The 10,910-nt window shown below is 71.5% G+C and carries 10 protein-coding genes and 1 pseudogene; 10 read left to right on the top strand and 1 reads right to left on the bottom strand.

Annotated elements, in window-relative coordinates; genetic code table 11:
- The 10 genes and pseudogenes from DY245_RS14295 to DY245_RS14250 all read left to right on the top strand — a co-directional run.
- Positions 1 to 424, top strand: a pseudogene (locus tag DY245_RS14295) (NADH-quinone oxidoreductase subunit C); the annotation flags it as partial.
- Positions 421 to 1,386, top strand: coding sequence for a complex I subunit 1/NuoH family protein (locus DY245_RS14290; protein WP_128507268.1), 966 nt, complete (start codon positions 421 to 423; stop codon positions 1,384 to 1,386). The pseudogene DY245_RS14295 and the gene DY245_RS14290, both read left to right, overlap by 4 nt.
- Complete coding sequence (locus tag DY245_RS14285) at positions 1,386 to 2,018, top strand: NuoI/complex I 23 kDa subunit family protein (protein WP_128507266.1); 633 nt, start codon at positions 1,386 to 1,388, stop codon at positions 2,016 to 2,018. Before DY245_RS14290 ends, DY245_RS14285 begins: the two co-directional genes overlap by 1 nt.
- Complete coding sequence (locus DY245_RS14280; RefSeq protein WP_128507264.1) at positions 2,015 to 2,626, top strand: NADH-quinone oxidoreductase subunit J family protein; 612 nt, start codon at positions 2,015 to 2,017, stop codon at positions 2,624 to 2,626. The genes DY245_RS14285 and DY245_RS14280 overlap by 4 nt, the downstream gene beginning before the upstream one ends.
- Positions 2,626 to 2,997, top strand: coding sequence for an NADH-quinone oxidoreductase subunit NuoK (nuoK, locus tag DY245_RS14275; protein ID WP_128507262.1), 372 nt, complete (start codon positions 2,626 to 2,628; stop codon positions 2,995 to 2,997). The genes DY245_RS14280 and nuoK overlap by 1 nt, the downstream gene beginning before the upstream one ends.
- Positions 2,994 to 5,030: an NADH-quinone oxidoreductase subunit 5 family protein gene (locus DY245_RS14270; RefSeq protein WP_128507260.1), complete on the top strand. Its 2,037-nt coding sequence runs from the start codon at positions 2,994 to 2,996 to the stop codon at positions 5,028 to 5,030. Before nuoK ends, DY245_RS14270 begins: the two co-directional genes overlap by 4 nt.
- 114 nt (positions 5,031 to 5,144) lie before the next feature.
- Entirely contained in the window at positions 5,145 to 6,773 is a 1,629-nt protein-coding gene (locus DY245_RS14265; protein WP_128507286.1) for a complex I subunit 4 family protein, read from the top strand.
- The gene (locus tag DY245_RS14260) at positions 6,773 to 8,338 is read left to right on the top strand and encodes an NADH-quinone oxidoreductase subunit N (protein ID WP_128507258.1); all 1,566 of its coding nucleotides are present in this window, start codon (positions 6,773 to 6,775) and stop codon (positions 8,336 to 8,338) included. Before DY245_RS14265 ends, DY245_RS14260 begins: the two co-directional genes overlap by 1 nt.
- A gap of 284 nt (positions 8,339 to 8,622) precedes the next feature.
- A complete protein-coding gene (htpX, locus tag DY245_RS14255; RefSeq protein WP_128507255.1) occupies positions 8,623 to 9,489 on the top strand; it encodes a zinc metalloprotease HtpX in 867 nt (288 codons plus the stop codon).
- Positions 9,490 to 9,621: 132 nt separating this feature from the next.
- A complete protein-coding gene (locus tag DY245_RS14250) occupies positions 9,622 to 10,014 on the top strand; it encodes a YccF domain-containing protein (RefSeq protein ID WP_128507253.1) in 393 nt (130 codons plus the stop codon).
- 64 nt (positions 10,015 to 10,078) lie between these two features.
- On the opposite strand, the gene DY245_RS14245 is transcribed toward DY245_RS14250, so the two are convergent.
- Positions 10,079 to 10,819, bottom strand: coding sequence for an antibiotic biosynthesis monooxygenase (locus DY245_RS14245; RefSeq protein ID WP_128507251.1), 741 nt, complete (start codon positions 10,817 to 10,819; stop codon positions 10,079 to 10,081).
- Positions 10,820 to 10,910: the final 91 nt, after the last annotated feature.

Genomic DNA, 10,910 nt, shown 5'->3' with positions numbered 1-10,910 from the left:
GGGTGCCGCGGGCGCCGCCGCGGGCGAGCGTCCGGCGCGGCGTACCCGGACCGCGAGCGCGGGCTCGGCCAGCCAGCAGGCGGCGGGGGAGGGGACCGGAACTCCGGCTGCCCCAGCAGGCCCGGCAGCCCCAGCAGCTGCGGCGCCTGCCGAGCGACCGGAGCGTCCGGCACGTCGTACGCGCTCGGTGAGCGAGGGTTCGGCCAGCCAGCAGCAGGCGGCGGCGGAAGCGGCCGCGCCCGAGGAGACCCCGGCGGCGGCCCCGAAGGCGGCGGCCCCGCGCTCCGCCGACGCACCGTGGCACCACGCGCGCCCGGCCTTCGACGAACCGGAGCAGCAGGCGGAGCCGGAGCCACAGCCCGAACCGAAGCCGCAGCCCGAACAGGACGAGCCCCAAGACCCGGCAGGAGGCGACACCCCATGAGCGACGCTCTCGACATCGCGCTGCGCCTCATCGCCGTCTTCGTCGCCTTCCTGGTCTTCCCCCTGGTCATCGGGCAGACCGAGCACAAGGTCATGGCCCATATGCAGGGCCGGCTCGGCCCCATGTACGCGGGTGGGTTCCACGGCTGGGCACAGCTGGTCGCCGACGGTGTGAAGTTCGCGCAGAAGGAAGACATCGTTCCGGCGGGCGCCGACCGGCGGATCTTCCAGCTCGCGCCCGCCGTCGCCCTGCTGCCGTACCTCCTGGTCCTGGTCGCCATCCCGATAGGCCCGCACAACGCCGTGGGGCAGAACCTGGACGCGGGGATCTTCTTCGTCCTCGCCGTCATGGGCGTCGGTGTGCTCGGCTCGCTGATGGCCGGCTGGGCCTCGGCGAACAAGTTCTCGCTGCTCGGCGGTCTGCGGACGGCCGCGCAGCTGCTCGCGTACGAGCTGCCGATGCTGCTCGCCGCGGCCTCCGTCGCGATGGCGGCCGGCACGCTCTCGCTGCCCGGCATCGTCGAGGCCTTCCACTGGTGGTGGGTGCCGTGGCAGATCGTCGGCGGGGTGGTCTTCTTCACCGCGGGGCTCGCCGAGCTCCAGCGGCCGCCGTTCGACATGCCGGTCGCCGACTCGGAGATCATCTTCGGCGCATACACCGAGTACACCGGACTGCGCTTCGCCCTCTTCCTCCTGGCCGAGTACGCCGGCATCGTCGTGCTCTGCGCGCTGACCTCGGTGCTCTTCCTGGGCGGCTGGCACGGCCCGTTCGGCGCCGACGGCCTGGGCTGGCTGTGGACGCTGCTCAAGACGGCGATCCTCGCCTTCGGCGTCATCTGGCTGCGGGTGACCTACCCGCGGCTGCGCGAGGACCAGCTGCAAAAGCTCGCCTGGACGGTTCTCATCCCGCTCGCTCTCGCCCAGATCGCCCTCACCGGCGTCATCAAGGTGGTGATCTCGTAATGGCCCTGGAAAAGAAGACAGGCTGGCCCGGAAGCGGCCTCGCCAAGGGCCTGGCCGTCACCCTGCGGACGATGACGAAGCGGTCGGTCACCGCGCAGTACCCGGACGTCCAGCCCGACCTCGCGCCCCGTACCCGCGGTGTCATCGGGCTGTTCGAGGAGAACTGCACGGTCTGCATGCTGTGCGCCCGTGAGTGCCCGGACTGGTGCATCTATATCGACTCCCACAAGGAGACGGTGCCGCCGGCCGCGCCCGGAGGACGGGAGCGCAGCCGCAATGTGCTGGACCGCTTCGCGATCGACTTCGCGCTGTGCATGTACTGCGGTATCTGCATCGAGGTCTGCCCCTTCGACGCGCTCTTCTGGTCGCCGGAATTCGAGTACGCCGAGACGGACATCCGCGATCTGACCCATGAGCGCGACAAGCTGCGCGAGTGGATGTGGACGGTGCCCGAGCCGCCGGCGCTCGACCCGGCGGCCGAGGAGCCGAAGGAGATCGCCGCCGCCCGTAAGACCGCGGACAAGTTCGCGGCCCAGCAGCAGGCAGAAGCAGAACAGGCCGAGGCCCAGGAACAGGACCGGGGCCAGGTTCAGGCCCAGGACCGACCGGACACCTCAGAGGAGGGCACGTGACGCTCGCCGCCACCGCCGGCCACGGCTTCCTCTCACCCACCGGTGTCGAGATCGCCTTCGTTCTCGTCGGTATCGCCACCCTCGGCGCGGCCGTCATCACCGTCACCACCCGGCAGTTGGTGCACGCCGCCCTCTGGCTGGTCGTCACGCTCGGCGGGGTCGCCGTCGCCTACCTCCTCCTCACGGCCGAGTTCATCGCCTGGGTGCAGGTGCTGATCTACGTCGGTTCCGTCGTCGTCCTTCTGCTCTTCGGGCTGATGCTCACCAAGGCGCCCATCGGCCGCTCCCCGGACGCCGATTCGGGCAACCGCTGGGCCGCGCTCGCGGTGGCCCTGGCCTCGGCCGCGTCCCTGGTCTGGGTCGTCGTGGACGCCTTCCGCGCCACCTGGATCAACCTCGACGGCCCCGCCCAGGGCTCCACCGAGGTCTCCGGGCGCAGCCTCTTCCAGTACTGGGTGCTGCCCTTCGAAGCGCTCTCCGTACTGCTGCTCGCCGCGCTCGTCGGGGCGATCGTGCTGTCCCGCAAGGCCGACGGGGGCAAGGCCTCGGTGGCGGCCCTCGACAACAGCGCCTCCCGTGCCCCCGCCCCGCGAGAGGAGCAGCGCTGATGCATCTCGCTTATCCGGCCGTCCTCGCCGTCCTCCTCTTCTGCACCGGTCTGTACGGCGTGCTGGCCCGCCGCAACGCGATCCTGGTGCTGATGTCCGTCGAGCTGATGCTCAACGCCGTCAACCTCAACCTCGTCGCCTTCGACGTCTGGCTGCGCGACACCCTGCACGCCGGCCAGGCGCTCACCCTCTTCACCATCGCCATCGCCGCCGCCGAGATCGGCATCGGTCTGGCGATCGTGCTGCTCGTCTACCGCAACCGCGGCAGCTCCGACATCGACCGGCTCCGCGACCTCGCCGAGAAGACGGGTGAGGCGGACGCGGCGGACGGCACCCCGCAGCCGGACACCAAGGCGGAGGCCACCGCGTGACGCTCACGACCACCGCCGTTCTCGTTCCTCTCCTGCCTTTCCTAGGGGCCGTCGCCGGCCTCCTCCTGGGGCGCCGTATGCCCGGGTTCGTACGGCCGCTGGCCGTGCTGCCCACGCTCGCCGCGGCCGCGCTCACCGTGACCGTCGCCGTCGGACAGGGCGGCGGCCCGGCCACCGACGTCGCCACCCGGCTCACCCCGACCGGCTCGATCCCCATCGACCTGGCCCTGCACATCGACGGCTTCGCCGCGCTGATCGCCGTGCTGGTCGGTGTCGTGGCGAGCTGTGTGCAGATCTACTCCACCGGCTATCTGCGCGACGACCCGCGCTACCCCTCCTACGCCGCGCTGGTCTCCCTCTTCACCGCCGCGATGCTGCTGGTCGTCTACACCGGCGATCTGATGGTGCTGCTGGTCGGCTGGGAAGTCATGGGCATCTGCTCCTACTTCCTCGTCGGCCACTACTGGGAGACCGAGACCGCCCGCGCCGCCTCCCTCAAGGCATTCCTCGTCACCAAGCTCGGCGATGTCCCCTTCCTCTTCGGCATCTTCGCGCTGGCCGCCGACACCGGCACCTTCCGCATCACCGGCATCCTCGGCTCCGTCGCCAATGGCGGCCTGGACCACCCGACGCTGATCGCGCTGCTGCTGCTCGCCGGTGTCGCGGGCAAGTCGGCGCAGTTCCCGCTGCACACCTGGCTCCCGGACGCGATGGCCGGCCCGACGCCCGTGTCGGCGCTGATCCACGCCGCGACGATGGTGGCGGCCGGTATCTATGTCGTGGCCCGTCTCCTCCCGGTCTTCGCCGCCTCAGCGGCCGCGCTGATCGTGATGGCCGTCATGGCCGCGATCACCATGGTCGGCTCCGGTCTGGCGGCGCTCGCCCAGGACGACATCAAGCGCGTCCTGGCCTATTCGACGGTCGGTCAGCTCGGCTACATGCTGGGCGCGCTGGCCGTCGGCGACCGCGGTGCCGCCGTCTTCCACCTCATCTCCCACGGTGCGTTCAAGGCCCTCCTCTTCCTCGGCGCGGGCGTGATCATCCACGCCGCCGGCACCAACTCGCTGGCCGCCATGTCCCGGATGAGCGGCCTGGCCCGGCGCATCCCGGACGCCTACTGGACCGTCACCGTCGCGCTGCTCGCGCTCGCCGCGATCCCGCCGTTCGCCGGCTTCTTCTCCAAGGAAGCCGTCCTGGGCGCCGCCGAGCACGCCGCCGGCGGTGCGGCGCACGGCATCCCCGGCGCCGCCGGCTGGACCGTACTGATCTCCGGACTGCTCACCGCCCTCCTCACCGCGGCCTACGCCGCCCGCCTGTGGCTGCTGGCCTTCAAGGGCAAGGGCATCGAAGCCCCCGACCTTCCCCAAGCTCTCAACTCCGTTCGAGCAGGGGAGACCCCAATCCCGCAGCCGGTCGTCATGAACGCCGTCCTGTGGGTGCTCTTCCTGCCGACCGTCGCGCTCGGCCTCGCCGCCCCCCTCCTGCCCGGGTGGTTCGACGGACGCTCGCTCGCGCCGACCCTGACCACCTCCGTCCTGGGCACCGGTATCGCCCTCGTCGGCGGCCTGGTCACCTACGCCACCTGGCGCCACACCACCGCGCTCGCCGCCCGCACCCCGATCGGTGCGGTCGTCGTCGACCCGGACGCCAGCCCCGCGGTCGCCGAGGAGACAGCCATGGCCACCCACGCCCCGGTCTACGGGGACGTCGCCGGCGCCGCCGATCCCGCCGACCCCGGCCGCCTTCTCCTCGGCCCGCTGCACCGCCACGCGGCCGTCGGCTTCCACGTCGACGCCGTCTACTCCGCGCTGTTCGTCCGGCCCGTCCGCGCCGCCGCCACGCTCGTCCGCTTCCTGGACCGCGAGGTCGTCGACACCTACGTCCGCGGCGCCGGCGCCGCCCCCCGCTGGCTGGGCGCCGCCGTCCGCCGCGCCCAGACCGGAAACGTGCAGACCTACCTCGGCGCGCTGCTCGCGGGCTCGCTCGTCCTGGCCATCGCCGCCGTCCTCGTCGCTACGGGCACGGGAGCCTGACCGATGCCGCAAACCCCCGGTGCACGCACCCCGCACCCCCAGCCGACGCCCCTCGCGGCCGGGCTCGCCGGAGCCGAAACCCAAAGGAGGGCCTGACCCGTGAACCCCACCGCTTTGCAGTACCTCCTCGCGGCGGTCGTCGTCCTCCCCCTTCTGGGCGCGGTCGGCGCCCTGCTGCCGGCCCCGCCCGGTCTACGGGGCCGCAACCCCGACCAGGCCGTACTGCGCCATGGCGTGACCGTCACCGGCGTCGTGCTCGCCGCAGCCCTCGCGCTGGCCGTCGGCTTCGACCACGACCACCCGGCCCGTATGCAGGCCACCACCGACATCAGCTGGATCCCGGCGCTCGACATCCGCATCCACCTGGGCGTCGACGGCATCTCGCTCCCCCTTGTCGTCCTGACCGCGCTGCTGACCTTCCTCTGCGCGCTCTACAGCTACTTCCACATGCCGACGGGCCCGTCTCCCAAGGCATTTGTGGCCCTGCTGCTCGTCCTGGAGGCCGGCACCCTCGCCACCTTCGCCGTCCTGGACCTGATGCTCTTCTTCCTCGCCTTCGAGATGGTCCTCATCCCGATGTACTTCCTCATCGCCCGCTGGGGCGGTGCGGAAAAGCAGGCGGCGGCTTGGAAGTTCATCCTCTTCACGCTGCTCGGTTCGGTCGTGATGCTGCTGGGCCTCCTCCTCATCGGCCTGAAATCCGGCACGTTCGACATGGTGGCACTCGCCACTGACAACGGCCCGAAAGCCCAGCTCAGCCACGTTGTTCAGGTGCTCGCGGTGCTCGCCGTCGGCATCGGACTGGCCGTCAAATCCCCCATGTGGCCGCTGCACAGCTGGCTGCCGGACGCCCACACCGCCGCGCCCACCGTCGGCTCGGTGCTGCTGGCCGGTGTGCTGCTGAAGATGGGCACGTACGGCTTCGTCCGGATCGCGCTGCCCATCACGCCCGAGGGCATGCACACCTTCGCGCCGTACCTCGCCGCGCTGGCCGCCATCGGCATCATCTACGGATCGCTCGCCTGCCTCGCCCTGGTACGCCAGGGCGCCAAGGGCGACCTCAAGCGCCTGATCGCCTACAGCTCCGTCGGCCACATGGGCTTCGTCCTGCTCGGCATCGCCAGCATGACCCCCACCGGCGTCAACGGCGCACTGTTCGCCAACATCGCGCACGGCCTGATCACCGGCCTGCTCTTCTTCCTCGTCGGCGCCCTCAAGGACCGCTACGGCACCAGCGACCTCGACGCCCTGGCCGGCAGCACCGGCGCCGCCCTGTACGGCAAGGCCCCCCGCTTCGGCGGCCTGCTCGCCTTCGGGGCCGTCGCCTCGCTGGGCATCCCCGGGCTGGCCGGTTTCTGGGGCGAGATGCTCGCGATGTTCGGCGCCTTCCGGCCGGCCGCGGGCCTCAGCCGCCCCGCCTTCCTGACGTTCATGGTGCTGGCCGGCCTCGGCACCCTGCTGACCGCCGCCTATCTGCTGCTCGTCGTCCGCCGTGTCTGCATGGGCGGCACCCCGCACCTCGCAGCGATCGCCCCGCTCGGCGCGGCCGACCCGGCCGACCCGGACCCCGGGCCCGCGGCCGAAACGCCCGCACCGGCCCCCGCCATCCCCGACATCGCGCACTACGAGTACGCGGCCTGGACCCCCCTGGCCGTCCTCACCGTCCTCGCCGGACTGTGGCCGGCGGCCCTCCTCGGCCTCACCGACCCGGCCGTCCAGCAGCTCCTCGGAGGCGGTAAGTGATGAGCTCGATCACCTCTTTGGTCCAGTCCGTCGACTGGCTCGCCATCGCACCGCCCACCATCGCCGCGGCCGTCGCCCTGGCGGTGCTCGTCGCCGACCTCTTCCTCCCGGCGGCCCGCAAGCCGCTGCTGGGCTGGGTCTCCACGGCGGGACTCGCGCTCGCCGCGCTCTTTCTGCTGCCCCTCCTGGACGGCGACCGCCGCACCTTCTGCCTCCCGGGCCACCCCGATGCGTGCAGCTACGTGGCCGACCCGTTCACGCTGGTCATCCAGTTCCTGGTGCTCGGCGGGGCGCTGCTGACCGCCCTGCTGTCCATCGACACCATCAAGGACCACGACCTGCCCACCGGCGAGTACTGGTTCCTGCTGCTCTCCTCGGCGTCCGGCGCCGCCCTGCTGCCCGCCTCCAGGGACCTCGCCACCCTCGTCATCGCCCTCGAAGTGGCCTCGCTGCCCGCCTTCGCACTCGTCGGACTGCGGCGCGGCGACCGGCTCTCCTCCGAGGCCGCCCTCAAGTTCTTCCTGTCCTCGGTGGCCGCCACCGCCGTGATGCTGCTCGGCGTGAGCTTCCTGTACGCGGCCACCGGCAATCTGCACCTCTCCCGGGTGGCGCACGCCCTCACCGCCCTCCCCGACCCCCGGCTGGCCACCCTGGCGAGCGCCGGCGTCGCGCTCACCCTGGTCGGCTTCGCCTTCAAGACCGCGGCCGCCCCGTTCCACTTCTGGGTGCCGGACACCTACGTCGGCGCGCCGCTCCCGATCGCCGGATACCTCTCCGTCGTCGGCAAGGCCGTCGGCTTCTCCGGCCTGATCCTCGTCACGGTCCAGGGCTTTCCCTCGTACGCCGACGTCTGGGGTCCGGCGCTGGCCGTCCTGGCCGCGCTCACCATGACCGTCGGCAATGCCGCGGCCCTCCGCCAGGACCCGCGCCGCGCGCACAGCGCCGTCCGCCTGCTCGCCTGGTCGTCGGTCGGCCAGGCCGGCTACCTCCTGGTCCCCATCGCGGCGGCCGGCTACGCCCACAACCCGGCGCACGCCATCGGCTCCACCGTCGCCTACGCCCTGATGTACGCGGCCGTGAACCTGGGCGCGTTCGCCGTCGCCGCCCTGGTGGCCCGTACGAGCCCGGCCAACCGCCTCACCGACTACCGGGGCCTGTACGCCCGGCGCCCCCTGGTAGCGCTCGCCCTCGGCTTCTTCCTCCTCTGCCTCGCCGGTCTGCCGCCGGGCATCATCGGTCTGTTCGCCAAGGTCACGGTCTTCTCCGTGGCCGTCGACGCGGGCCTGGCCTGGCTCGCCGTCGTCATGGCCGTCAATGTCGTGATCGCGCTCTACTACTACCTGCAGTGGACCGCGGTGCTCTTCCGGGGAGCCGAGGAAGCCGAGGAAGCCGGGGAGACCAGGGAAGCCGGCGCTCCCCAGGCCGCGCCCACGGGAGCGCGGCCGCCCCACGCCCCGATCCCGGCCCCCCTCGCCACCGCCATCGCGCTCGCCACCGTCCTCGGCATCGCCCTCTCCGGCGCCCCGCAGCTCGTCCTGCGCTTCGCCTCCGGGGCGCTGCTCTAACAGGTCACCGAGGGGCCCGACGGGCGGCCGCGGGGCCCGACGGACCGCCGGGCCCCGTAGGGGACTTGAACACCCAACCGGCCCCATACGGGCCCCAACGGGCAGCGTCCCACCCGTATGGCGGCACACCCCTCCGGCCGCGCCCCGAAGCCCCACCCGGCGCCGCCGCTCGTGCACAAGGGAACCAGCCCCCCTCATCTGGCGTTGACCAGTGCGTAAGGGTCCACTGGAGAGTGGAGAACGAAGTACAGGGTTCCCCTGCCGCACCACCTGGAGGGCGTACCGTGCACCGCCGGCACAACGGGCTCAGGACCGCCGTACTCCTCGGGGGACTGTCCGCACTCATCATCGTCATCGGCAGCCTGTTCGGCCGTACGGGCCTGATCATCGCCGTCGTCGTCGCCCTGGGCACCAACGCCTACGCCTACTGGAACAGCGACAAGCTGGCGCTGCGGGCCATGCGGGCGCGCCCCGTCAGCGAGTTCGAGGCGCCACAGCTCTACCGGATGGTCCGCGAGCTCTCCACGGCGGCCCGCCAGCCCATGCCGCGCCTGTACATCTCCCCGACCCAGGCGCCCAACGCCTTCGCCACCGGCCGCAACCCCCGCAACGCCGCGGTCTGCTGCACCGACGGCATCCTCCAGCTCCTCGACGAACGCGAACTGCGCGGCGTCATCGGCCATGAACTCAGCCACGTCTACAACCGCGACATCCTCATCTCCTCCGTCGCGGGCGCGCTGGCCTCCGTCGTGATGTTCCTCGTCAACTTCGCCTGGCTGATTCCCATAGGCCGCTCGGACGACGACGAGGGCCCCGGCATCCTCGGCATGCTCCTGATCATGATCCTCGGCCCCATCGCCGCGTCACTGATCCAGCTGGCCGTCAGCCGCTCCCGCGAGTACCAGGCCGACGCCTCGGGCGCCCAGCTCACCGGCGACCCACTGGCCCTGGCCTCCGCCCTGCGCAAGCTCGAAGCCGGCACCCAACAGCTCCCGCTCCCGCCCGAGCCGCGCCTGGAAACCGCCAGCCACATGATGATCGCCAACCCCTTCCGGGCCGGCGAGGGCATGTCCCGGATGTTCTCCACCCACCCCCCGATGCGCGAACGCATCACCCGCCTCGAACAGATGGCGGGCCACCACCGCCCCTGAAGCCGCCAGGCCCGCCGGCAACGGTGGCCGCCGGGCCGGGCCCGTCGCATCATGAGTGCAACGATTCACCGGGCCCAGTGCGTCTAGCACAGCAGATACGTTCTTGGCCGTGCCCGTGGAAGGCTGCTGATCATGAAGTTCATCCTCAACGTCCTCTGGCTGGTCCTCAGCGGCCTCTGGCTGGCGATCGGCTATGTCATAGCGGGCATCATCTGCTGCATCCTGATCATCACCATCCCGTTCGGCATCGCGTCCTTCCGGATCGCCGGCTACGCCCTGTGGCCCTTCGGCCGTACGACCGTCCAGCGCCATGACGCCGGCGTCGGCTCGGCGATCGGCAATGTCATCTGGATCATCTTCGCGGGCTGGTGGCTGACCCTGGGCCACATCATCACCGGCATCGCCCTGTGCGTGACGATCATCGGCATCCCCTTCGGCATCGCCAACTTCAAGATGATCCCGATCTCCCTGATGCCCCTCGGCCGCGACATCGTCCCCACGGACCAGCCCTTCGCGACGCGCTGACCGCGCGACCTGCCGGCACACTCGTCGACGCTCCCGGCCCCTCAGGCCCGTACGCACCGCCAACTCAGGCCCGTACGAGCCCCCGAGGGGCCACATAGCGCCGGAACCCCAGCGGTTCGACCCCCGGCAGGCTCTCGATGAAGGCCATCACCTGCCCACCGCGCTGCAGTTTGGCGCCGACCTCCCGCTCGTGCGACTCCGGATCCGTCCACTCGCTGTAGTTGACGACCTGGGTGCCGTCCTCGCTGAGGTGGAAGTGCGAGGCGATCCCGCCCTGGCCCCCCTGCCGCTCGCCGAGCATGTCCAGCAGGCCGTCGACGAGCTCCCGGGCCGCTTCGTGCCCCGTCGTCCGGAAGGCGACGCGTACGACGCAGCCCGGCGTCCTCGGCTCCCCCTGGGGCAGCATGCTGCGGTACAGCCGGAACCGGGTGGGACCGGAATTGCCGACGTCCCCGACGCCCGCCGGCGCCGCCGCGATCCGCTCGCGCAGCCCGGTGTCCTCGGTCCGTACGAACTCCCGGTGCGCCGCATCGCTCGTCCACTGCGCGTAATGGAGCACACTGCGCCCGTCCGTTCCGGCGAACAGCACCCGCGACAGAAGGCCCGCCGGCAGCGGCGTCCGCTCCCAGGCGCGGGCGACACCGTCCAGGACGGCCCGCTGCCCCTCGGGGCTGCCCGCGTCCCACTCGCTGATCAGTACGGCGCCGGCGTCCGGCCGCCGGATCTCGGGAAACACATCAACAAGAAACCCGGCGCCGGCGTCGGCACCACGGCTGCTCTGCGCGGCGTCATCGGATGAAGTCATGCCGCAACCCTGTGATCTCAACCGCAGTTGAGGTCAAGCGTCCCCGTACAACGCCGGTGGGGCGGCACGCCGAAGCGCACCGCCCCATCCC

It is taken from the genome of Streptomyces inhibens (assembly GCF_003389455.1).
Lineage (GTDB): Bacteria > Actinomycetota > Actinomycetes > Streptomycetales > Streptomycetaceae > Streptomyces > Streptomyces inhibens.
The sequence above is the reverse complement of the archived record's forward strand: the minus strand, read 5'-3'. Positions and strand labels throughout refer to the sequence as shown.